The organism is Streptomyces graminofaciens (genome assembly GCF_030294945.1).
GTDB lineage: Bacteria > Actinomycetota > Actinomycetes > Streptomycetales > Streptomycetaceae > Streptomyces > Streptomyces graminofaciens.
This window is the reverse complement of record NZ_AP018448.1, coordinates 9,648,757-9,670,434: the sequence shown is the minus strand read 5'-3', so window position 1 is coordinate 9,670,434 and position 21,678 is coordinate 9,648,757. Positions and strand designations below refer to the sequence as shown.

Below are 21,678 nucleotides of genomic sequence, written 5' to 3'. Positions count from 1 at the left end.
AGTGGTCCGCCACAGTGGCGAACAGCTGCCAGGCTCTTGTCAGTTCAGGGTCAAGTCAAGGGCGTCTCGCAGGCCACACAAGGAATTCACGGGTAAGGCAAAAAACCGATGCCGACAACCCCAACGGGGCGTCGGCATCGGCTTGTTGAGCAGGAGTCCTGACGGGCTGTCACCCCACCAGGTTGTCGGCCATGTCCTCCGTAAGGCTGGATTCCGTCCCCGGAATACCGAGGTCCGAAGCCCGCTTGTCGGCCATGGCGAGCAGCCGGCGGATCCGGCCCGCGACGGCGTCCTTGGTCAGCGGCGGGTCGGCGAGCGCGCCCAGTTCCTCCAGGGATGCCTGCTTGTGCTCCATGCGCAGCCGGCCGGCCGCCGCGAGGTGCTCGGGCACGTCGTCGGCGAGGATTTCCAGGGCGCGGCCCACGCGGGCACCGGCGGCGACGGCCGCGCGGGCCGAGCGGCGCAGGTTGGCGTCGTCGAAATTGGCCAGGCGGTTCGCCGTGGCGCGGACCTCGCGGCGCATCCGCCGCTCCTCCCAGGCCAGCACCGACTCGTGCGCGCCGAGCCGGGTGAGGAGAGCGCCGATCGCGTCCCCGTCGCGTACGACCACCCGGTCCACGCCCCGGACCTCGCGGGCCTTCGCGGCGATCGACAGCCGACGGGCGGCGCCGACCAGCGCGAGCGCGGCCTCCGGACCCGGGCAGGTCACCTCGAGGGACGAGGAGCGGCCGGGCTCGGTGAGCGAGCCGTGGGCCAGGAACGCCCCGCGCCAGGCGGCCTCCGCGTCGCAGGTGGCCCCCGAGACCACCTGCGGGGGCAGACCGCGGATGGGGCGGCCGCGGCCGTCCACCAGGCCGGTCTGGCGGGCCAGCTGATCGCCGCCCGCGACCACGCGGACCACATAACGGGAGCCACGGCGCAGACCGCCGGGGGCCATCACGATCAGTTCGGAACTGTGGCCGAAGATCTCCAGGATGTCCCGCTTGAGCCGTCGGGCCGCCATCGCCGTGTCCAGCTCCGCCTCGATCACGATGCGCCCGCTCACCAGGTGAAGGCCGCCCGCGAACCTGAGAATGGCGGAGACCTCCGCTTTCCTGCAGCAGGTCCGGGTGACGGGTAGCCGGGAGATCTCGTCCTTCACCGCTGCCGTCATCGCCATGGGCCGATCCTTCCATGCATCCGAAAAATACGGTCGTACGCGGCGGCCAACAGCTCCGGATCGTGCCGCGGAGATCCATCGGGTCGGGCCACCGGCGCCAGCTCGACCGCGGCGCCGAACCGCGTGGCGGCGTCGGTCAGCAAGTCGCGATCGGGCACGGCGGCCTCGTCGGCCAGCACCACGTCCAGGGCGAGTTTAGGGGCGTGTCGTGCCAAAACCTCCAAATGACGCTGCGGGGAGAACCCATCGGTTTCTCCCGGCTGCGGCGCGAGGTTCAGCGAGAGTACCCGGCGGGCCTTGGTCTGCGTGAGCGCGTCGAGCAACTCGGGCACGAGCAGGTGCGGGATCACCGAGGAGAACCAGGAGCCGGGGCCGAGCACCACCCAGTCGGCGTCCAGCACCGCCTCGACGGCCTCGGGGACGGCGGGCGGGTCGTGCGGCACGACATGCACGGACTGCACCTCGCCGGGAGTGAGGGCGACGGTGGCCTGTCCCCGTACGGTGTCGACGTCGTCCGGGCGCGCCGGGTCGTGGCCCTTGACCAGGGCCTGGAGCTCCAGGGGGACGGCCGACATGGGCAGGACCCGGCCCTGGGCGCCCAGGAGTCTGCCGACCAGGTCGAGGGCCTGGACGTGGTCGCCGAGCTGTTCCCACAGGGCGACGATCAGCAGGTTGCCGACCGCGTGCTCGTGCAGGTCGCCCTTGGACTGGAAGCGGTGCTGGATGACCCGTGCCCAGGTCTGGCCCCAGTCGTCGTCGCCGCACAGCGCGGCCAGGGCCTTGCGCAGGTCGCCGGGCGGGAGCACGCCCAGCTCGTCGCGGAGGCGCCCGCTGGAGCCGCCGTCGTCGGCCACGGTGACGACGGCCGTGAGGTCGCCGGTGATCCGGCGGAGGGCGGCGAGCGAGGCGGACAGGCCCATGCCGCCGCCGAGGGCGACGACCTTGGGCTGGGCACCCCGGCGGCGCGGCCTTGCCCCGCGGGCCTCTGCGGGTCTGCCCGCGCGGCCCTCGGGGGTGACCCGGCGCAGCCTGCTCAGCCGCGACGCGGCACGTCCGCTCACTCGCGCCCCATGTCCCGGTGCACGACCACGGTCTCGACGCCCTGGGAGGCGAGGCGGGCGGCGAGCTTCTCGGAGGTGGCGACCGAGCGGTGCTTTCCGCCGGTGCAGCCGACCGCGATGGTCACGTACCGCTTGCCCTCGCGGCGGTAGCCTGCGGCGATCATCTGGAGGAGCTCCGTGTAGCGGTCGAGGAACTCCTTGGCGCCGGGCTGGTTGAAGACGTACGCCGAGACCTCCTCGTTGAGGCCGGTGAAGGGGCGCAGCTCCGGGACCCAGTGCGGGTTGGGCAGGAAGCGCATGTCCACGACCAGGTCGGCGTCGACCGGGAGGCCGTACTTGAAGCCGAAGGACATGACGGTGGCCCGCAGCTCGGGCTCCTCCTCGCCGGCGAACTGGGCGTCCATCTTGGCGCGCAGCTCGTGCACGTTCAGGCTGGAGGTGTCGATCACCAGGTCGGCGTCGCCGCGCAGCTCGCGCAGCAGCTCGCGCTCGGCGGCGATGCCGTCGACGATGCGGCCGTCGCCCTGGAGGGGGTGCGGGCGGCGCACCGACTCGAAGCGGCGGACGAGGGCCTCGTCGGAGGACTCCAGGAACACGATCCGCCGGGTGACGTTCTTCGTCTCCAGCTCGGAGAGGGAGTCGCGGAGGTTGTCGAAGAAGCGGCGGCCGCGCACGTCGACGACGACCGCGATGCGCGCCACGTTGCCCTGGGAGCGGGCGCCGAGCTCCACCATGGTGGGGATCAGCGCGGGCGGGAGGTTGTCGACGACGAACCAGCCGAGGTCCTCCAGACACTTGGCGGCCGTCGACCGGCCGGCACCGGACATGCCGGAGATGATCACCAGCTCGGGGATGGCCGCCTCGGGGACCCCGGCTGTTTCGATGCCCGTACTCACTTGTGCTCCGTCTTCCTGTGCCGCTGGGTGCTGCGAGGCATGGTCGCCCGTTTCCTTGTGGGCGTCCTCGTGCTGTGCTGTGTGCTCTTCGTGCGCTTCTTGGGGGCGCGCTTCGTGCTCGGTCATCTCTCCTGGCCCCGTCGCTCGCTCTGGGCGCCCGCGGCCACGGGCTCCTCCGGAGAGCCCGGCGGAGTGCCGGGCTCCTCTTCTTCAATGATCTCTCCGGTGGCCGTGTTCACGGCGGGTGCGGCCGGGGCGGCCTGTGCCAGGGCCGCGGCGATCGTCTCGGCGGTCTTTCGGCCTATGCCGGGGACCTCGCAGATCTCGTCGATCGTGGCGGAGCGCAACTTCTTCAGCGAACCGAAGTGCTTGAGCAGCGCCTGCTTTCGAGCCTCCCCGAGGCCGGGCACGTCGTCCAGGGGGCTCGCCCGGAATCGCTTGGCGCGCTTGCTGCGCTGGTAGGTGATCGCGAAGCGGTGGGCCTCGTCGCGGACGCGCTGGAGCAGATACAGGCCCTCGCTGGTGCGGGGCAGCACCACCGGGTCGTCGTCCCCGGGCAGCCAGACCTCCTCCAGCCGCTTGGCGAGGCCGCAGACGGCGATGTCGTCGATACCGAGGTCGTCGAGGGCTCTGCGGGCGGCGGCGACCTGCGGCTGCCCGCCGTCGACGACGACCAGCTGAGGCGGGTAGGCGAAGCGCTTGGGGCGGCCGTCGTCGTCCTTGAGGCCGCTCAGGGGGCCGCCGAGGCCGTTCAGGGAGCTGTCGAGGCCGTTCGTGGAGTTGTCGAGCCCATCCGCGGCGGCGTCGGAACCGTTCCGGGGCTCCGCGGAGTCGTCGACCCACTCGCCGGTCTTCTCCTTCTCGGCGAGATAGCGCCTGAAGCGGCGGGTGATCACCTCGTGCATGGACCGGACGTCGTCCTGGCCCTCGAAGCCCTTGATCTGGAAGCGGCGGTACTCGCTCTTGCGGGCCAGCCCGTCCTCGAAGACGACCATGGAGGCCACGACGTCGTCGCCCTGGAGGTGCGAGATGTCGTAGCACTCGATCCGCAGGGGGGCGCTGTCCAGGTCGAGGGCGTCGGCGATCTCCTCCAGGGCACGGGAGCGGGTGGTGAGGTCGGAGGCGCGCTTGGTCTTGTGCAGGACGAGCGACTGCTGGGCGTTGCGCGCGACGGTCTCCATGAGTGCCTTCTTGTCGCCGCGCTGCGGAATGCGCAGGGAGACGTTGGATCCGCGGCGCCCGGTGAGCCACTCCTGGACGGGCTCGACGGGGGCGGGCAGCGCCGGGACGAGGACCTCCTTGGGCACCGAGTCACCGGTCTCCTCGCCGTAGAGCTGCTGGAGCGCGTGTTCGACGAGGTCGGCGGTGGTGACGGCCTCGACCTTGTCGGTGACCCAGCCGCGCTGGCCGCGCACGCGTCCGCCGCGTACGTGGAAGATCTGGACGGCGGCCTCCAGCTCGTCCTCGGCGACGGCGATCAGGTCGGCGTCGGTCGCGTCGGCGAGCACGACCGCGTTCTTCTCCATGGCCTTCTTCAGGGCCTCGATGTCGTCGCGCAGGCGGGCGGCCCGCTCGTACTCCATCTCCTCGGCCGCGTCCATCATCTGCTTCTCGAGGCGGCGGATGTACGTGCCCGTACGGCCGGCCATGAAGTCGCTGAACTCCTCGGCCAGTTCCACGTGCTCCTCGGCGGAGATCCGGTCGACGCAGGGGGCCGAGCACTTGCCTATGTAGCCGAGCAGGCAGGGGCGGCCGGTGCGGGTCGCGTTCTTGAACACACCGGCCGAGCAGGTCCGGACGGGAAAGACACGCAGGAGGAGGTCGACGGTGTCGCGGATCGCCCACGCGTGCGCGTACGGCCCGAAATACCTGACGCCCTTCTTCTTGTGACCGCGCATCACCTGCACGCGCGGGTACTGCTCGTTCATCGTGACCGCGAGATACGGGTAGCTCTTGTCGTCGCGGTACTTGACGTTGAACCGGGGGTCGAACTCCTTGATCCACGAATATTCCAGCTGGAGCGCCTCGACCTCCGTGGACACGACGGTCCACTCCACGGAGGCGGCCGTGGTGACCATCGTGCGGGTGCGGGGGTGGAGACCGGCCAGGTCCTGGAAGTAGTTCGCCAGGCGTTGGCGCAGGCTCTTCGCCTTCCCGACGTAGATCACCCGGCGGTGCTCGTCACGGAATCTGTACACCCCGGGAGAGTCCGGGATCTGTCCCGGCTTGGGGCGGTAGCTGGAGGGGTCGGCCATGTTTCACACCCTACTGGCGGCCACCGACATCACGACGGCCCCGTGGACAGAGCGGAGCCACCCTGCGCAGCGAAGCCCTGACGCTGCGTGGGCGGTGACGCCCGGTGCGGGGATCGTCGCCGAGTCGTCGTCGCCGGGGGAAAGCGACACGGGGCCTCGCGGGGACCCGCCCCCTGGCCCAGGCACGGCGGATGCCCCGGGCGGTGCTGTCCGGCCATGTCGCGCACCAGGTGTTGTCCGGGCTTGGTCAACACGCTTCAATGCGGGGGAACTCGGGACCGAACGCCGTCGTACGGGTGTGAAGACGTGACGTCGGGACGCGGGGACGCGGGGACGCCGGCCGTCCCACGCGTCCACCGGACGTCCCCGATCGGTCCGTGCGAGCGGTCCGGTCGGCCGTCGCGCCCCCTCACAGAAAGGCCCCCTGCATGCCGCACGCCACAGAGCACGCGGACGTCGCGGACGTCGCGGACGTCGCCACGGCGGAGTTGGAATCCGCCCTGCGGGGCGGCCCCTTCCATGTCGCGCTGCGCGCCGCGATCGCCGCGCGGAGACTGCCGCTGCAGCGCGTGCAGCACCATCTGTCGCGCTACGGGGTCAAGGTCGGCGTCACGAGCCTCAGTTACTGGCAGCAGGGGGCCCGCCGCCCCCAGCGCCCCGAGTCGCTGCGGGCCGTCCGCGCCCTGGAGGAGATCCTCGAACTCCCGGACGAGTCACTGATCCGCCTGCTCGCCCAGGCCGACGGGCACTCCGCCCGGCAGGGCCCCACGGGCCGCTCGTACCGCTCCCTGGTGGCCGCCTCGGGTGCGCTGGAACGTCTGCTGGGCGAGTTGGAGACACCGCTCGACGGCGGGGTGCACACCATCGGCCACCACGAGCGGGTACACGTCGGCGCGGGCCGGGAACTGCTCGGCCGCGAGTCCCAGCACATCGTGCGCGCCCACAAGGACGGCGTGGACCGCTATGTGGCCGTCCACCACGGCGACCCGGGCTGTGCGCCCGAGCGGATGACCGTGCGCGCCCTGGAGAACTGCCGTGCGGGCCGCGTGCGCTGGGACGGCGACTCCGGCGTCCTCGTCGCGGAACTCCTCTTCGACACCCTGCTGCGCACCGGCGATACGTTCCTCTTCCGCTACGGGGTCGACGACGGCACCGCCGGCGCCTCCACCGAGTACGTCCGCGGCTTCCGTTCCGCCGGCGGCCAGTACGCCCTTCAGGTGCGGTTCGACGAACGCGCGCTCCCACTCCGCTGCCACCGCTTCACCCAGCACTCCACGGCCGCCCCGCGCACCGCCCGCCAGGACCTCCCGCTGAGCGCCCTCCACCACTCGGTCCACCTCGTGGAACCGCGCGTGCGGACGGGGTTCCTGGGGATCGGATGGGACTGGGAGTGAGGGGCTGGCGGACAGACGGGGCCGAGGTTCTGAAGGGGCGCCCGGCGGCGTAGGCGCTTGCGCAAGCATTTACGCCACTCCTGGTTGCAGTACGTCCCGCCTGGGGGCACTCGCGGGAGAGGCACTCCCGGGGGAGGAACTGTTAAGGCTCACGGAGGGTGGCCATGTCACTACGCCGCCCGGCCTCCCTCTCGCGTCGCCGCCGGCGCAGGCTGGAGGTATGACTCACGACAACTCTCCCGACACCTCCGCCACCTCGCGCGCCACGCTTCCACTGGCGCCCGGCGACTGGGAGCTCGACCCCCTTCACTCGTCCGTCAACTTCACCATCCGCCACCTCGGGATCACGAAAGTGCGCGGCCGCTTCGGCGAGGTGAAGGCCGAGCTGCATGTCGGTGGGTCGGCCGACGACGTGAGGGTGAGTGCCGAGATCGCGCTCGCGTCCATCGACACCGGGAACGCGGACCGTGACGCGCACACCCGCTCGGCGGAACTGCTCGACGTGGAGAAACGTCCGACGATGACGTTCCGCTCGACTCGGGTGTCCGGAAAGGGCGAGGACTGGTCGATGGCGGGCGACCTGACCATCGGGGACGTGACGCGTCCGGTGACGCTGGCCGTCGAGTTCGGCGGTGCGGTGGACTCCCCCGGGCGACAGGGAAGGCGTGCCGGGTTCGAGGCCACGGGTGAGATCCGGCGCGGCGACTTCGGCCTGGACTTCGGGACCGGACTTCTCGGTGATCTTGTCAAGGTTCAGTTGGACATGCGGTTCATCGAAACGCAGGGGCGGGGCGGCTGACTGTGCAACGGTCGGTGCCCCGCGGGGAGTTCCCGCGGGGCACCGACCTTTTCCCGATTTCTTCGGACCTGTCGCCCGTGTGTCTCAGGCCTTGCGTGCCCGCGTGGTCTTCTTCGCGGGAGTGGCCTTCTTCGTGACCGCGGCCGCCTGCTTGGTCGCCGCGTTGTTGGCGGCACCCTTGGTCGTCCGGGCCGTCGTCGCCTTCGTCGCCGTCGACCTGGCCGCGACCGTCTTCCTGGCCGCGGTCTTGCGCGGGGCCTTCACCGGGGCGGCGTCGCTGATCCGGTCGGCGCCGAGGATGTCCCTCAGGAACTTGCCCGTGTGGCTGGCCGGTACCCCGGCGACCTGTTCGGGTGTGCCCTCGGCGATGACGAGGCCACCGCCCGCACCGCCCTCGGGACCCATGTCGACGACCCAGTCGGCGGTCTTGATGACGTCGAGGTTGTGCTCGATGACGATGACCGTGTTGCCCTTGTCGACCAGGCCGGACAGCACCTTGAGGAGCTTGCTGATGTCCTCGAAGTGCAGACCCGTGGTCGGCTCGTCCAGGACGTAGACCGTACGGCCGGTGGAGCGGCGCTGCAGCTCACTGGCGAGCTTGACGCGCTGGGCCTCACCGCCGGACAGGGTGGTCGCGGACTGGCCGAGCCGGACGTAGCCGAGGCCGACGTCCTTCAGCGTGTTGAGGTGGCGGGCGATCGCGGGGACCGCCTCGAAGAAGCCCGTGGCCTCCTCGATCGGCATGTTCAGCACATCTGCGATGGACTTGCCCTTGTAGTGGACCTCCAGGGTCTCCCGGTTGTACCGGGCGCCGTGGCAGACCTCGCACGGGACGTAGACGTCCGGGAGGAAGTTCATCTCGATCTTGATGGTGCCGTCGCCCGCGCAGTTCTCGCAGCGGCCGCCCTTGACGTTGAAGGAGAAGCGGCCGGGTAGATAACCACGGACCTTCGCCTCGGTGGTCTCGGCGAACAGCTTGCGCACATGGTCGAAGACACCGGTGTACGTCGCCGGGTTGGACCGGGGGGTACGGCCGATGGGCGACTGGTCGACGTGCACGACCTTGTCGACGAGGTCGTCGCCGTCCACGCGCGTGTGGCGCCCGGGGACGTTCCTCGCGCCGTTCAGCTCGCGGGCCAGGTGCGTGTACAGGATGTCGTTGACCAGCGTCGACTTGCCGGAGCCGGACACACCGGTGACGGCGGTGAAGACGCCCAGCGGGAAGGACACGTCGATGTCCTGGAGGTTGTTCTCCCGGGCGCCGTGCACCGTGAGCTGCCGGGTCGGGTCGAGCGGGCGGCGTATGTCGGGCAGCGGGATGGCCTTCCTTCCCGCGAGGTACTGCCCGGTCTGCGACTCGTCGTTGACGAGCAGCTCCTTCAGGGAGCCGCTGTGCACGACCTTGCCGCCGTGCTCGCCGGCGCCGGGGCCGATGTCGACGATCCAGTCGGCCATCTTGATCGTGTCCTCGTCGTGTTCTACGACGATGAGCGTGTTGCCCATGTCGCGCAGCCGGACCAGGGTCTCGATCAGCCGGTGGTTGTCCCGCTGGTGGAGCCCGATGGACGGCTCGTCGAGGACGTAGAGGACGCCGACGAGGCCGGAGCCGATCTGGGTGGCCAGGCGGATGCGCTGTGCCTCGCCGCCGGAGAGCGTGCCGGCCGCGCGGTTCAGCGACAGGTAGTCGAGGCCGACGTCGACCAGGAACCGCAGCCTTTCGTTGACCTCCTTCAGCACCCGCTCGGCGATCTTCTTGTCGCGGGCGTTGAGCTTCAGCTCGCCCAGGAAGTCCGCGCAGTCGCTGATCGACATGGCGGAGACCTCGGCGATCGACTTCTCCATGATCGTGACCGCGAGGACGATCGGCTTCAGGCGGGTGCCCTCGCAGGTGGGGCAGGGCACCTCGCGCATGTAGCCCTCGAAGCGCTCCCGGCTGGCGTCGCTCTCGGCCTCGCTGTGCCGCCGCTTCACGAAGGGGACGGCGCCTTCGAAGGCCGTCGTGTACACCCGCTCGCGGCCGTACCGGTTGCGGTAACGCACCTCGATCTGGGTCTTGTGGCCGTACAGCAGGGCCTTCCTCGCGCGCTGCGGGAGACCGGCGAAGGGGATGTCGGTCCGGAATCCCAACGCGTCCGCGAGAGCTCCGATGAGGCGGCCGAAGTAGTCCTTGGTGTGTCCGTGCGACCAGGGGTGGATGGCGCCCTCGTCGAGCGACTTGTCCTCGTCCGGGACGATCAGCTCGGGGTCGACCTCCATGCGCGTACCGATGCCGCTGCAGTCGGGGCAGGCGCCGAAGGGCGAGTTGAAGGAGAAGGAGCGGGGCTCCAGCTCCTCGAAGGACAGGTCGTCGTACGGGCAGTACAGGTGCTCCGAGAACATGCGCTCGCGCTCGGGGTCGTCCTCGGGGAGGTCGACGAAGTCGAGCACGACCATGCCGCCGGAGAGACCGAGCGCGGTCTCCACGGAGTCCGTGAGGCGGCGCTTGGCGGAGTCCTTCACCGTGAGGCGGTCGATGACCACCTCAATGGTGTGCTTCTCCTGCTTCTTCAGGGTGGGTGGGTTGGAGAGCTGGACGGTCTCGCCGTCCACCCGCGCACGGCTGTAACCCTTGGTCTGGAGATCGGCGAAGAGGTCGACGAACTCGCCCTTGCGCTCGCGCACCAGCGGCGACAACACCTGGAAGCGGCTCCCCTCCGGCAGCTCCAGGACCCTGTCGACGATGGCCTGCGGCGACTGGCGCGAGATCGGGCGGCTGCACTGGGGGCAGTGCGGCTTGCCGATGCGCGCGAAGAGCAGACGCAGGTAGTCGTAGACCTCGGTGATCGTGCCGACCGTCGAGCGCGGGTTGCGCGAGGTCGACTTCTGGTCGATGGAGACCGCCGGGGACAGCCCCTCGATGAAGTCCACGTCCGGCTTGTCCATCTGACCGAGGAACTGCCGGGCGTACGAGGAGAGCGACTCGACGTAGCGGCGCTGCCCCTCGGCGAAGATCGTGTCGAAGGCCAGCGAGGACTTGCCCGACCCGGACAGGCCCGTGAAGACGATGAGCGAGTCTCGTGGGAGGTCGAGCGAGACGTTCTTGAGGTTGTGCTCGCGCGCGCCACGGACGATGAGACGGTCGGCCACGCCGGTCCGCACCTTTCTTGAGTGAAGTGAGCAGGAGCGGAGCCCCCGTCCTTCACAGACTAGGGGGAGCCACTGACAGCGCCGGTCCTGTTTCCCCGTTCCACAACAATCCCGGGCCTTCAAGCATGCCCGACGCAGGACTCGACCATATAGCACGTGCATTCGATTTGCGGCCGTGGTCAGCCACCTTCACCCGAAGGTGTGGCGGAGCTAGGGTCGGCGTCATGATGGATCACGCACGTGACCTGGACTCTGTACGTGAGGCGACCGACCGGCTCCTCACCGCAGCCGCCGAATTGGACAACGCCACCGTCGCCGAGCCGTCACGGCTGCCCGGCTGGAGCCGCGGCCATGTCCTCGCCCACCTCGCCCGCAACGCGGACGCGCTCGTGAACGTCCTCCAGGGCCGCCCCATGTATGTCTCCGGGGAGGCGCGGGACGCCGACATCGAGCGGGACGCGCCGCGCCCCCTGGAGGTCCAGCTCACCGACGTACGCGAGAGTGCGGCCCGTTTCCAGGAGGCGGCGGCCGCGCCCGCGGACTGGTCGCGGACCGTGGAGCTGCGCAACGGGGTGACGGATTCCGCGTCCCGGGTGCCGTTCAGGCGGTGGGTGGAGGCCGAGCTGCACCACGTGGACCTCGGGATCGGGTACGAGCTGGAGGATCTGCCGGGGGAGTTCGTGGAACGGGAGATCGACTTCCTCACCGACCGCTTCAGCGGGCATCCAGAGGTGCCTCCCACCCGGGTGACGGACGGCACGCGCGCGTGGAACACCGGTAGGGCCGCTTCCGCTCCCGAGGTCACGGTTGCGGGGCCCGCGCCGGTACTGCTCGGATGGCTGGCCGGACGTCGGGACGGAGCCGCTCTGACCGTGGAGGGCGGGCCGCTCCCCGTGCTGCCCCCGTTGTAGCGACGCCACCTGTTCCCCGCGACCTAGACTGATGGTCATGACGTACAGCGGAGCAGTGAAGGTCGGCGGCCCTGCGGATGTGCACGAGCTGCCCGACCTGATGATCTCCAAGGTCGCGGTCGGCCCGATGGACAACAACGCCTATCTGCTGCGCTGCCGGGCCACCGACGAGCAGTTGCTGATCGACGCCGCGAACGACGCCGACACCCTGCTCACACTGATCGGCGCCGACGGGATCGCGTCCGTCGTCACCACGCATCAGCACGGCGACCACTGGCAGGCGCTCGCCGAGGTGGTGTCGGCCACGGGGGCACGCACATACGCGGGCCGGGACGACGCCGAGGGCATCCCGGTGGCGACCGACGTCCTCGTCGAGGACGGGGACACGATCCGGGTGGGGCGCGTGGAGCTCACCGCACGCCATCTGGTGGGTCACACGCCGGGTTCGATCGCCCTGGTCTACGACGACCCGCACGGACATCCGCATGTGTTCACAGGGGACTGCCTCTTCCCGGGCGGTCCTGGCCGGACAACACGTCCGAAAGAGTTCAACTCCCTGATGGACGGCCTGGAGACCAAGGTATTCGACGTCCTGCCCGATGAGACCTGGGTCTACCCCGGCCACGGCAACGACACCACCCTCGGCACGGAGCGGCCCCACCTCGCGGAGTGGCGCGCACGAGGCTGGTAACCGTCCAACGACGACCGCCCCCGTTTCGAAAACCGAAGCGGGGGCGGTCGCGCGTCGGCCTGTCGACGCTCGGGCAGCATCAGCCCCACGGACGGTGGCGTCCAGAGCTCCGTCACCGACGCGGGCAGCAGTGACCGTGGGTGGGATTGGTAGGCGTCGTTGATCGTGTAGTCGGTGTTCGGCTGCCCGCTGTCGTGGATGGGGAGCGGGTGTCACGGGCTGTGGTCGCGCCCGTCCCGTGGTGCGAAGGCTGTGAGGGCGTCGGCGTCGGTCGCGCGAGCGTGCAGGAAGTAGTCGGCCCATTCGGTGATGTCGGGGTAGGACGAGTCCTGGCTGAGCTGGGTGGCTGCGGCTTGGAGGTCGAAGTGCGTGGTGCGGAGTTCGACGCCCGGGCCCAGGAGGGCCCAGTGCGCTCCGGTTCGTCCGTAGGGCATGCCGATGCTGCCGGGGTTGATCACGAGTCGGCCGTGAGCGAGGCGGACGAACGGCATGTGGGTGTGGCCGCAGACCACGGTGCGAATATCGGCATCGAGTCCGTCAAAGACTTCCTCCCAGCGGTCGAGGCGGGAGTCGACCAGGACGACCTCCTCGTCGTCGCGAGGGGTGGCATGGCAGAACAGCACCTTTCCCAGGCCGTTCACGGACAGGGAGAGTGATCGTGGAAGCGAGCTGAGAAGGTCGAGATGGTCCTCGCGGAGCTGTTCGGCTGCCCAGGGGACGATCGGATCGGGGATCGTTTCGCGTTGCCCCCGGCGGTATTCGAGGAGTTCGCGGTCGGCGTTGCCGCTGATCCAGACGACGCGGTCACCGAAGCTGGTCAGCAGGTCGAGGACCTGGGTCGGTTGCGGGCCGGCGGTGATGTCGCCGGTCAGCACGACGTGATCGGCAGTGCTGACGTCTGGTTCGGCGAGTACTGCCTCCAGGGCCGGCAGGACTCCGTGAATGTCGGACAGAACGGCTACTCGGTTCAGCATGGTCACCACTGTGGGGCGAAGGCAGCCGAGTGGTGTGATCTTTCGCCGGGCGCGTAGTTCGAGGGGGCCGTTCAGCGTTTGTGGTCGCCGGGTGCGTAGTTCTTCCAAGGGGCTCCGGCCTCAGTGGCGATGCGGGTGGTGCTCTTGTCGTGGTAGTCCAGTGCCTGGGCGATGACGGGCGCCGGGGCCTGAAGGACGAGCTGGCGGATGGCCGAGGTGCGGCCCTTCTCGGCCGGGACGCCGAGTTTGCCGGAGCGCGTCACGCAAAGTGCCGGGGTTCATCGGCTGGCTCGGGCGGCGGCCTGGGAAGAGCCAGGGTGAATCCTGGTTGATGGCAGGGGTCTTGCCGGGCAGGGCCTGGAGGTAGTCGAGCAGGAGGACGGCCACCGGCTCGGGGACTGGGGTGGGCGGATCGCCGAGTCGGAGTACGACATGCTGGCCGTCGTGGACAACATCGTCGGTGACCATGCGGACGATCCGGCTGTACGGGCTGGGCGAACAGCAGGACCAGACAGGCGGCGAGCCGGACTCTCGGCGAGCTGCTGTCGTCGGCGAGGACCCGTTGCAGGGCGGTGATGCGCTGGTGTTGGCCCATCGGCTGGGGGTTGGTGGTCGGGCGGTTCGGGATGGTCAGCCGCGGCATCCGGCGGGTCTCCATGCACCAGCGCAGGAATGACTGTGCGGGGCGCCGGGTGGCGTACTTCTCCGCGTGTCAGGCATCGAGATCGGTCTGGGTGCAGGCGTCCAGCGTGACGTGTCGGGCGGCGAGCCAGACCAGGAAGGCGCCTGCCTGGGTGATCTGCTGACGGGATTCCTGCGTCGTGCTGGTGCCCAGCGGGCTCCTGGCCGCCTTGGCGCGGAGCTTGCGGAGCTGGTGCCAGGTGGCGAAGTGCTGGAGCATGCGGGCGTGTTCGGTGTTCTCGGTGGTGGCGATTCGCTGGGCGAGCCACCGCTCGAACAGCAGGAGTCGACGGTCGAGGTGAGGCAGGACGCCGCTGTCCATGAGCAGGTCGCGCAGGTAGGCGGCGGTCCGCCAGTTCGGCAGGGCCTGGATGGCGTCGTGTGTGAGCGGCACTGGTCCGCCGACCTGCCATGATCATCCGGACGGGTCCCGTGATGGGAGGCAAGAGTCGCTGTCGTCCCCAACCACATATGCACGCCGGTGAATCTCGTCGAGGAGCTGCTGGTCGTCGTCACCTCGCCAGCTTTCAGACGCCCGGCGCTGCGCCGTCCGCTACATAGGCCAGGGCGGGCGCGTAGAGCCCGCGCGGCACATACTCGGGAATCTGTTCGAGGGTGACCCAGGCGACGGCGGAGACTTCCCGCAGGGAGGCCGTTCCGGCTTCGCCTCGGAGGACCCGGCAAGCCACGTGGGCGATGCGTCGGCCGGTATCCGGATGGATCCGCCCACCAAGGGACTTGATCGCCTCCACGGAGACGCAGGTCTCTTCCTGCGCCTCTCGGACAGCTGACCCGGCGCAGTCTCGTCGGCTTCAACCTTGCCGCCAGGTAGCGCCCACAGCAGTTCCCCCTCGGCCACGCTGCGTCGGACCAGCAGGAGACGGCCGCCATCGACGATGACGGCCATAGACACCTGCGACAGGTCAGCCATCCGCCAGCGTCTCCGTGTTCACGATTCGGCGCACCTACTGGCGGGTGTACCCCGTGGCCTCGCAGATGTCCTTCTGCTCGGCTTCGCCCAGGAGCGCGGAGACGGCTATGGCCGACACCGGCCAGGAACTCGGAAGAGGATTGCCCTTGTGCCTGTCCGTCGTAAGCTGCCCGGCCCACGCCCGTTCCTGTTCGGTACCACCGTCTCCAAAACACGACTCCTCCGGTACCGGACATGGATCGCGCGGGTCTGGGCCTTCGACCTGAACGACGCCGTCCGCCTGAACCGCCAGCTGAACCGGCTCGCCCGGCAGGCCGCACGAAAACGGTTCCCCTGGGACTGGGGTAACCGGAGCGCGGTCAAAGCGCACCGCCGCTACCTCCTCCAACGCCGGATCATCCTGGGCAATGCGACGTCGTGCACGTTCCCCGCGAAGGCCTTCCATCAGGTGGGCCGTGAAGGGCCCGGGACGGTCGCTTAGGGGTCCAGCACTGGCGACCTCGCGTATTCGGCTGTCGCGTATTCCTCTCTGCAGGAGGTTCTCTGGTCACCGTCTGTGGTCGTGCCGACAAGTTGACGGACAGGCGGAGAGGCTGTCACCGCAGCTGTCCAGGCCCGGGCAGGCGTTGAGCGAGGGAGCCTCCCAGTCCGAGTCTGGGACGCGCGGCTATACGCTCCAGCTGCTTGACGCGGATGTCATGCAGCGGGCGGAGGCGCGACAGCTGGTGGGTTGAGGCGGGCGAAGCCTTCCTGGCGCTGGTAAGGGAAGTACGGGTAGGGCGCTGTCTTGCCGCTCGCCGCATCGAGCTTCGCCATCTGGTCGGGCGTGAGCGTCCAGCCGACGGCACCGAGGTTCTGGCGAAGCTGGTTCTCGTCGCGGGCGCCGATGATGACGGAGGAGACGGTCGGTCGCTGCAGCAGCCAGTTGATGGCGATCTGCGGAATGCTTTTGCCGGTCTCCTGCGCGATCTCGTCGAGGGCCTCGACCACGCGGTAGAGGTGTTCGTCCTCCACCGGCGGGCCGTAGTCGGCGGTATGGTGCAGTCGGCTGTTGGCCGGTAGCGGCCGGCCGCGGCGGACTTTGCCGGTGAGCCGGCCCCAGCCGAGCGGGCTCCAGACGAGGGCTCCGAGGCCCTGATCGAGCCCGAGGGGCATCAACTCCCATTCGTAGTCGCGGCCGATGAGTGAGTAGTAGACCTGATGTGCGACGTAGCGCGGGTGGCCGTACCTCTCCGCGCTCGCGAGGGACTTCATCGCCTGCCAGCCGGAGAAGTTGGAGATGCCGAGGTAGCGGACCTTCCCTGCTCGTACGAGATCGTCGAGTGCGGACAGGACTTCCTCGATCGGCGTGCCGGCGTCAAAGGCGTGCAGCTGGAACAAGTCAAGGTAGTCCGTGCCGAGCCGGCGCAGGGCGTCCTCACATGCGGTGATCAGGCGCGAACGAGAGGAGCCCGCATCGCCTGGACCGTCACCCATCGGCAGGCCGGTCTTGGTGGACACGATCACCTGGTCCCTGCGGCCTTTGATCGCTTCGCCCAGCACCTCCTCGGAGGCCCCGCTGGAGTAGACGTCGGCGGTGTCGAACATCGTGATCCCGGCGTCGAGGCAGATGTCCACGAGACGGCGTGCTTCGTGCGCATCGGTGTTGCCCCAGGCACCGAACAGCGGCCCCTGGCCGCCGAACGTGCCGGCGCCGAAACTGAGTGCAGGGACCTTGAGGCCGGATGCGCCCAGCCGCCTGTATTCCATGGCTGTTCCTCTCTCGTCGCCCGCACCTAACTAATGGGCTTAAAGTTCCGTTAGCGTGGTGTCTCAACGTAGCAGGCGCGAGTGGTTAACGAAACTGGAGTCCCGTTATGGGGTTTGAGGGTGCGGATCCGGGGACCGTCCGTCCTGGAGGGCGCACGGCGCGGGTGCGGGCGTCGGTGCTGCAGGCGGCTGGGGACGCCTTGGCGGAGCATGGCTTTGCCCACCTGGACCTCGCCGACATCGCGCGCCGTGCCGAGGTGGGCAAGACCACCGTCTACCGCCGCTGGGGAACGGTGACCAGCTTGGTGGCTGACTTGCTTGTGGAGATGGCCGAGCAGTCACTGCCGCGTACCGAGACCGGCTCGCTGCTCGGTGACCTCAAGGCCAACGCCCGGCTCGTGCAGCGCACCCTGGCCGACCCGCGGCAAGGAGCGCTGTTCAAGGCAGTGGTCGCCGCCGCCACCTGCGAGGCGAAGACAGCCGAGGCCCTGCACCGCTTCTACGACATCCGCGTCAAGGAGTGGGCACCATGCGTCCAACAGGCCATCGACCGGGGCGAGGTGCCCGAGGGCACCGATGTCCACGAGGTAATCCGCGCTGTCTCCGCCCCCCTCTACTACCGCTTGCTGACCAGCAACGACCGACTCGACGAAGCCGCCGCAGACCAGGCCGCCGAGGCCGCAGTGGCTGCAGCACGTGCGGGAGCGTACCTGCGGGGCGACGAAGGCCGTGCGTGACCGGCTTCCCGCATCCGTCGCTGAGCGCGGGTCACCTTGCGTGATCCCCGGGGGCATAACGTTTCCAGGTTCCTCCGGCCTCTTCGGCGAGACGGGTGGTGTGGTCGTCGTTGTCGCCGAGCATCCGGGCGATCACTGGGTCCGGGGCTTGGAGGACGAGTTGGCGGATCGCCACTGTGCGTCCTGGCCGGGTCGGGAAGCCCAGCCGGCGGAGCCGAGGTGCCATGCCTTCCGGGGTCATGGGCTGTCCGGCCCGGCGGCCGGGGAAGAGCCATCGGGCATTGAGGTTGGTCGCGGTCTTGGTGTTCGGTCGCTGCCCCAGATAGTTGAGCAGCATTGCGTCGAACGGGGCGGGGCCGGGCGACGGTGGGTCGCCGAGCCGGACGAGAACCTTGCCGTGCCCGACGCGGGCCAGGCCTGGCGCCAGGCTGTTGCCGGGGTCATGCCCCCAGATCCTCCGTCACGGGCAGGCACTCGGCGAGCAGGTCGACGACGTCGCGCCAGGCTCGCTGCGCGTGCTGTGGGTGGTAGCCGACGCCGGGGACCGCGGGGTGGTCGACCGGCGGGTGATGGAAGGCGTGCAAGGCGCCGCCGTAGACAGTGAGGCGTCAGTCGACGCCCGCGGCCTGCATCTCGGCGGTGAACGCGTTCCGTTGCGCGGGCGGCATGATCGGGTCTTCCGACCCGACCCCGGCCCACACTGGGCAGCGAATGCGCGCCGCCTCGCCCGGTCGGCCCGTGGTCAGTGCGTTGACTGTCCCGATCGCGCGCAGGTTGACGCCGTCGCGCCCGAGTTCCAGCCCGATGGCGCCCCCGGTGCCGTAGCCGACGGCGGCGATCCGGTCGGGGTCGGTCCGCGGTTCGGTGCGCAACACGTCGAGCGCCGCATGGCCGATGCCCCGCATTCGGTCGGGATCAGCGAGCAGTGGTATGCAACGGGCCAGCATCTCCTCGGGGTCGCCCAAATAGCGTCCGCCGTGAAGGTCGAAGGCCAGCGCTACGTATCCCAGCTCGGCGAGGGCATCGGCCCGGCGGTGCTCGACGTCGCCGGGCCCCATGCCCTCGGGTCCGAGCAGCACCGCAGGCCGGCGGTCGATGCCGGTCGGGAGCGCGAGGTGCCCGATCATCGTCAAACCGTCCGCCGGGTACTCGACCGTGCGCGTCGTAATCGTCGTCATGAGCCTGGCCTGTAGTGATCTTCGAGCCTGGTCCGGCCGGTGTTCTGCCGCTGGCAGAACAGCGCGCGTGTCCCTCTGAAATGCGAGGGCCGAGCGCTCAGGGCTTCAAGATCATCCCATTGCCCCTTTGGCGAGTACCTCGGTCGCACCCCGCTTACTTCGCCGAGGGGCTGGGTGGGGATCTGGATCGGCTGGTGCTCGCGCTGAAGAGGCATCAGACCGCTGCGGCCAAGGCGATCGGCGAGGTCGTCACGGCCCGGGCACGGAACCTGAAGTACGCCTGCCAGTAGAACCAGCGCGCCGCTACTCTGCGTTCTTCAGCAAGGGGGCGCATGACCGATCACATTAGGGAGCGTTTCTTCCGATGACCGCACAGCCCGCACGCCCTGAGCGCGGCGGTCCCAAGACCGCCTCGGTCATGGATGTCTCGCCGTTCAAGCCTTCTCTCGTCAAAGCGGTGTTCAGGGACGTGACCTCGATGCACGTCTCTCGGTCGGCCGCATGGGCCGCCGCGTCGGTGACGCGGACAGTGCTGACGGAGATCATCGACGGCGCGAAGAGAGCGGCGGCGGAGGAGGCCCGGAAGAAGCTGATTCCCGGGGACCTTCTCTCGGCGATCGACCGGAACGTCGAGCTCGAGGTGGGGGACAAATGGTACGATCACAGCCCGACGTTTCAAGGCCTGACCGGTGTCCTGTACGACGCCGAGGGAGTCATCGCGCCTTCTCGTAAGCGCAGCAGGTCACGCAAACCGAGTGCTGTGGTTGGCGCCCACAGGTTCGAGGCCGGGGTCAAGAAGCTGTTGCGGAGCCAGGGGGCGACGGCCGTCCCGGCGATGGTCCGCGACCTGGACGGAATCGCGAGCGTGTTCCTGACGGACCTCGCCCGGGACGCGGCGTTGGTCGTCCGCGAGGGCGGGGTCAAACGTTTCGGTACGGCCACCCTGGCGATCTCGGGCGAACCGGCCCCACCTCCGTTCCTCCAGGATTCCCTCCGGGCCCTGTCCGCCCGCAGGGGGGACGGGCGGACCATCGGCAGGGATGACATCCTGGCCGCCACCACGATTCAGTTGTTCGGAGGCAACCTCAGGCAGCGAGCCCTCACCGAGGCACGCAAGGCGACACAGAACACTTCGGCCGACTGAGCGGGTGCGACACAGAATCGCCGCCTGCACTCTCATCTGCTACCGCAGACTCGCCAAATGAGATGGCCTCTAGAGAGCATTCGTTTTCCTTCGAAGTGAATACAGCGGACGCTTCTATGTATTCCATTGCCGATTTCAGGTGTTGATCTACTGGCCGGTGGGGTTCCGGGACAGCCGTACGGGTCGGGGAAAGTGGCAGGCGAACCCTCGACTGGGGTGGCCATGGTCCGGGGGTGCCGACCAGTAGGAAGCGGAGAGTCAGCAGGGGAAGCGTCCGGGCGCGCAGGTGTCGGGCAACCCGCAGGTGGAGCGCGTCTCTTCGCCGCGAGGTCGGCTTCGGCCGTTCTTCAAGCTGATGGAGGATGTGACGTCGGCGGCAGACAGGGCCGTACTAGAGACACCTGATATCGAGAACCAGCTCACCCGGTTCGACGCGGAGATCCTTGTGCGAGGGATCAACAGCCTAAAGGCTGTGCGGTCTTTGTCGGAGCATGGCCATTGGGAACATGCTGTCGGTGTGACGCGTCAGCTGTTCGAACTGTTCGTCAATATGGAGTATCTCGGCACAGTAGAAAACCGCGGGGAGGCGACTGTGCGGTTCGCACGATTCGGTCTGCTTCAGTTCCTGTTGGCGGAGGAAAGACGGTTCGCTTACAACCGCAAGAAGGGGCATCCGGTTGATGACCAGATGACCGCCATGGTGGATGGACATCTGAAGATGGGGCGGTGGAGCAGGCTGTTGCGGAGAATGATCGGTCGAGCAGGGACACCATTGCGTTCACGCTCATGTTCTTCTTGCGCCTGTGGGTGGCGCTGCCTCACATGGAGGTGTCGCGTGAGCGTGCGGCTGTGCGGTTGGGCAAGTTGAGCACGCTGAATGGTGGGCCCGGCCTTCCGCCTCATCCTTGGACTGCCGAGGAGGTTTCCGCGTTGTGATCGGGCGCTGGGTTCTCACCGTGTGAGGCCAGTCGGGCCAGATGGTGATCGGGTAGAACGATCCCCCTTTCCTCGAGAGCCTGCTCGAATGTGTCACGGATGCCCCGGGGGTCCGCATGACGTAGCACACCGGCCAGTTCACGCAGGACCGGCGAGTTCATTCCCATTGCGAGCGCCTGGGCCGCGGTCATCGGCAAGCCTTCCGGACACACCCGATCCGCCTGATACGGCCACGCTTCCTCCAAAAGGGGCGGACAAGCACTGCGGAAAGAGCCGTCAGGCTCGGATGTGCCGTCAATCGCCGCCATGGTTCATACGATGCCGGCACGACTCCCGGGAGGGCCTGGAATATTGGACTATCCCGGCAAACCACCCCCAACTCACACTGTTGTCGCGGTGACACTCCGCAACCGCTCCCCGAGATCTGCGCCAGAATCCCCCTCTCGCGAACAGAGCCAAGCAGTCCAGAGCTCGCGGTCGCCAGCACCCCCAGGCTTCCCGGGCGGCGTGGGCAACACCCGCAAGGACCCGCAGGCGTTCGCCAGCCTGATCCATGACGTCGAGACGAAGATCTTCGACGCGCTCCCCGACGAGACCTGGGTCTACCCGGGCCACGGCAACGACACGACTCTCGGCGCGGAGCGTCCGCACCTTCCGGAATGGCATGCGCGGGGCTGGTGACCGGAGGGCGGCATGAGTGACCGCCGAAATGACCGACCGTCATCGCTGCGGTCGGTGAACTGCCGACCGACCGGAGGGAGTTGGCAGATCTCTTCTCAGGGGCGCGCGGCCTCAGCTCGCACGCCCCGTGTGAATCGAACACACACACCGGTGCCACGCGCGCGCTCCCGGCGTGCGCCGTGGCGTAGTCCACTGGAGTCAGTTCCGCGCGGGATGACGGCTCCCGTGCGGATGGGCCGCCGGCCTCTCCAACCCCGCCCTCGGCCGGCGGCCCCGCCCGAGCTTCTCGCGACCGCGTCCGGCGGGTTCACAGCGAGCGTTCACTGGATTGCAACACGCGTTCCCACTATGCGGACAATTGCCCACGTGACCTCG

19 protein-coding genes and 3 pseudogenes are annotated in these 21,678 nt (G+C 68.9%); 8 read left to right on the top strand and 14 right to left on the bottom strand.

Annotated elements, in window-relative coordinates:
* Positions 1-169 precede the first annotated feature (169 nt).
* The 4 genes from whiA to uvrC are packed head-to-tail and all read right to left on the bottom strand — an operon-like array spanning position 170 to position 5,371.
* Positions 170-1,159 (bottom strand): DNA-binding protein WhiA, encoded by a 990-nt coding sequence (gene whiA / locus SGFS_RS42560; protein WP_286257713.1) that lies wholly within the window; start codon positions 1,157-1,159, stop codon positions 170-172.
* Positions 1,150-2,220, bottom strand: coding sequence for a gluconeogenesis factor YvcK family protein (locus SGFS_RS42555; protein ID WP_286257712.1), 1,071 nt, complete (start codon positions 2,218-2,220; stop codon positions 1,150-1,152). The genes whiA and SGFS_RS42555 overlap by 10 nt, the downstream gene beginning before the upstream one ends.
* Positions 2,217-3,242: an RNase adapter RapZ gene (rapZ, locus tag SGFS_RS42550; RefSeq protein ID WP_286257711.1), complete on the bottom strand. Its 1,026-nt coding sequence runs from the start codon at positions 3,240-3,242 to the stop codon at positions 2,217-2,219. Before rapZ ends, SGFS_RS42555 begins: the two co-directional genes overlap by 4 nt.
* Positions 3,239-5,371, bottom strand: a complete 2,133-nt coding sequence (gene uvrC / locus SGFS_RS42545) for an excinuclease ABC subunit UvrC (protein ID WP_286257710.1) — start codon at positions 5,369-5,371, stop codon at positions 3,239-3,241. The genes rapZ and uvrC overlap by 4 nt, the downstream gene beginning before the upstream one ends.
* A 428-nt stretch (positions 5,372-5,799) precedes the next feature.
* Between uvrC and SGFS_RS42540 the strand changes: the two genes are divergently transcribed.
* Positions 5,800-6,765 (top strand): hypothetical protein, encoded by a 966-nt coding sequence (locus SGFS_RS42540; protein ID WP_286257709.1) that lies wholly within the window; start codon positions 5,800-5,802, stop codon positions 6,763-6,765.
* Between the two features lie 220 nt (positions 6,766-6,985).
* A complete protein-coding gene (locus SGFS_RS42535; RefSeq protein WP_286257708.1) occupies positions 6,986-7,564 on the top strand; it encodes a YceI family protein in 579 nt (192 codons plus the stop codon).
* 84 nt (positions 7,565-7,648) lie between these two features.
* Here SGFS_RS42535 and uvrA read toward each other — a convergent pair whose 3' ends face one another.
* Positions 7,649-10,690, bottom strand: coding sequence for an excinuclease ABC subunit UvrA (gene uvrA / locus SGFS_RS42530; RefSeq protein WP_286257707.1), 3,042 nt, complete (start codon positions 10,688-10,690; stop codon positions 7,649-7,651).
* Positions 10,691-10,914: 224 nt separating this feature from the next.
* On the opposite strand from uvrA, the gene SGFS_RS42525 reads away from it, so the two are divergent.
* Positions 10,915-11,601, top strand: a complete 687-nt coding sequence (locus SGFS_RS42525) for a maleylpyruvate isomerase family mycothiol-dependent enzyme (RefSeq protein WP_286257706.1) — start codon at positions 10,915-10,917, stop codon at positions 11,599-11,601.
* A 37-nt stretch (positions 11,602-11,638) separates the two neighbouring features.
* Positions 11,639-12,292: an MBL fold metallo-hydrolase gene (locus SGFS_RS42520; protein WP_286257705.1), complete on the top strand. Its 654-nt coding sequence runs from the start codon at positions 11,639-11,641 to the stop codon at positions 12,290-12,292.
* A gap of 212 nt (positions 12,293-12,504) precedes the next feature.
* On the opposite strand, the gene SGFS_RS42515 is transcribed toward SGFS_RS42520, so the two are convergent.
* The 5 genes and pseudogenes from SGFS_RS42515 to SGFS_RS51560 form a co-directional block, all read right to left on the bottom strand.
* Complete coding sequence (locus SGFS_RS42515; protein ID WP_286257704.1) at positions 12,505-13,266, bottom strand: metallophosphoesterase family protein; 762 nt, start codon at positions 13,264-13,266, stop codon at positions 12,505-12,507.
* A 71-nt stretch (positions 13,267-13,337) separates the two neighbouring features.
* Positions 13,338-13,529 carry a hypothetical protein gene (locus tag SGFS_RS42510; protein ID WP_286257703.1) on the bottom strand — a complete coding sequence of 64 codons (192 nt, stop codon included), beginning with the start codon at positions 13,527-13,529 and terminating at the stop codon, positions 13,338-13,340.
* Positions 13,530-13,978: 449 nt separating this feature from the next.
* Positions 13,979-14,341 (bottom strand): hypothetical protein, encoded by a 363-nt coding sequence (locus SGFS_RS42505; protein ID WP_286257702.1) that lies wholly within the window; start codon positions 14,339-14,341, stop codon positions 13,979-13,981.
* Between the two features lie 133 nt (positions 14,342-14,474).
* Positions 14,475-14,699 carry a hypothetical protein gene (locus SGFS_RS51565; RefSeq protein WP_350284052.1) on the bottom strand — a complete coding sequence of 75 codons (225 nt, stop codon included), beginning with the start codon at positions 14,697-14,699 and terminating at the stop codon, positions 14,475-14,477.
* Between the two features lie 98 nt (positions 14,700-14,797).
* A pseudogene (locus tag SGFS_RS51560) lies at positions 14,798-14,854 on the bottom strand (hypothetical protein); the annotation flags it as partial.
* 172 nt (positions 14,855-15,026) lie between these two features.
* Here SGFS_RS51560 and SGFS_RS42495 point away from each other — a divergent pair.
* Positions 15,027-15,359 carry a hypothetical protein gene (locus tag SGFS_RS42495; RefSeq protein ID WP_286257700.1) on the top strand — a complete coding sequence of 111 codons (333 nt, stop codon included), beginning with the start codon at positions 15,027-15,029 and terminating at the stop codon, positions 15,357-15,359.
* 215 nt (positions 15,360-15,574) lie between these two features.
* Here the strand turns inward: SGFS_RS42495 and SGFS_RS42490 are convergent, their stop codons facing one another.
* Entirely contained in the window at positions 15,575-16,627 is a 1,053-nt protein-coding gene (locus tag SGFS_RS42490; protein ID WP_286257699.1) for an aldo/keto reductase, read from the bottom strand.
* A 107-nt stretch (positions 16,628-16,734) separates the two neighbouring features.
* On the opposite strand from SGFS_RS42490, the gene SGFS_RS42485 reads away from it, so the two are divergent.
* Positions 16,735-17,364 (top strand): TetR/AcrR family transcriptional regulator, encoded by a 630-nt coding sequence (locus tag SGFS_RS42485; protein ID WP_286257698.1) that lies wholly within the window; start codon positions 16,735-16,737, stop codon positions 17,362-17,364.
* Between the two features lie 31 nt (positions 17,365-17,395).
* On the opposite strand, the gene SGFS_RS42480 is transcribed toward SGFS_RS42485, so the two are convergent.
* Complete coding sequence (locus SGFS_RS42480; RefSeq protein WP_286257697.1) at positions 17,396-17,701, bottom strand: hypothetical protein; 306 nt, start codon at positions 17,699-17,701, stop codon at positions 17,396-17,398.
* 103 nt (positions 17,702-17,804) lie between these two features.
* Positions 17,805-18,542: pseudogene (locus tag SGFS_RS42475) on the bottom strand (dienelactone hydrolase family protein).
* 364 nt (positions 18,543-18,906) lie between these two features.
* Between SGFS_RS42475 and SGFS_RS42470 the strand changes: the two are divergent.
* Positions 18,907-19,686, top strand: a complete 780-nt coding sequence (locus SGFS_RS42470; protein ID WP_286257695.1) for a hypothetical protein — start codon at positions 18,907-18,909, stop codon at positions 19,684-19,686.
* 899 nt (positions 19,687-20,585) lie between these two features.
* On the opposite strand, the gene SGFS_RS42465 is transcribed toward SGFS_RS42470, so the two are convergent.
* Positions 20,586-20,930: a hypothetical protein gene (locus tag SGFS_RS42465; protein WP_286257694.1), complete on the bottom strand. Its 345-nt coding sequence runs from the start codon at positions 20,928-20,930 to the stop codon at positions 20,586-20,588.
* A 187-nt stretch (positions 20,931-21,117) separates the two neighbouring features.
* Between SGFS_RS42465 and SGFS_RS42460 the strand changes: the two are divergent.
* Positions 21,118-21,303: pseudogene (locus SGFS_RS42460) on the top strand (MBL fold metallo-hydrolase); the annotation flags it as partial.
* Between the last annotated feature and the right edge of the window lie 375 nt (positions 21,304-21,678).

Coding starts and splice junctions, on each gene's coding strand:
- SGFS_RS42485 (WP_286257698.1), top strand. CDS start 16,735: ATGGGGTTTGAGGGTGCGGATCCGGGGACCGTCCGTCCTGGAGGGCGC.
- SGFS_RS42480 (WP_286257697.1), bottom strand. CDS start 17,701: ATGCTGCTCAACTATCTGGGGCAGCGACCGAACACCAAGACCGCGACC.
- SGFS_RS42535 (WP_286257708.1), top strand. CDS start 6,986: ATGACTCACGACAACTCTCCCGACACCTCCGCCACCTCGCGCGCCACG.
- SGFS_RS42540 (WP_286257709.1), top strand. CDS start 5,800: ATGCCGCACGCCACAGAGCACGCGGACGTCGCGGACGTCGCGGACGTC.
- SGFS_RS42470 (WP_286257695.1), top strand. CDS start 18,907: ATGACCGCACAGCCCGCACGCCCTGAGCGCGGCGGTCCCAAGACCGCC.
- SGFS_RS42465 (WP_286257694.1), bottom strand. CDS start 20,930: ATGGCGGCGATTGACGGCACATCCGAGCCTGACGGCTCTTTCCGCAGT.
- uvrC (WP_286257710.1), bottom strand. CDS start 5,371: ATGGCCGACCCCTCCAGCTACCGCCCCAAGCCGGGACAGATCCCGGAC.
- SGFS_RS42490 (WP_286257699.1), bottom strand. CDS start 16,627: ATGGAATACAGGCGGCTGGGCGCATCCGGCCTCAAGGTCCCTGCACTC.
- whiA (WP_286257713.1), bottom strand. CDS start 1,159: ATGGCGATGACGGCAGCGGTGAAGGACGAGATCTCCCGGCTACCCGTC.
- rapZ (WP_286257711.1), bottom strand. CDS start 3,242: ATGACCGAGCACGAAGCGCGCCCCCAAGAAGCGCACGAAGAGCACACA.
- SGFS_RS42525 (WP_286257706.1), top strand. CDS start 10,915: ATGATGGATCACGCACGTGACCTGGACTCTGTACGTGAGGCGACCGAC.
- SGFS_RS42515 (WP_286257704.1), bottom strand. CDS start 13,266: ATGCTGAACCGAGTAGCCGTTCTGTCCGACATTCACGGAGTCCTGCCG.
- SGFS_RS42520 (WP_286257705.1), top strand. CDS start 11,639: ATGACGTACAGCGGAGCAGTGAAGGTCGGCGGCCCTGCGGATGTGCAC.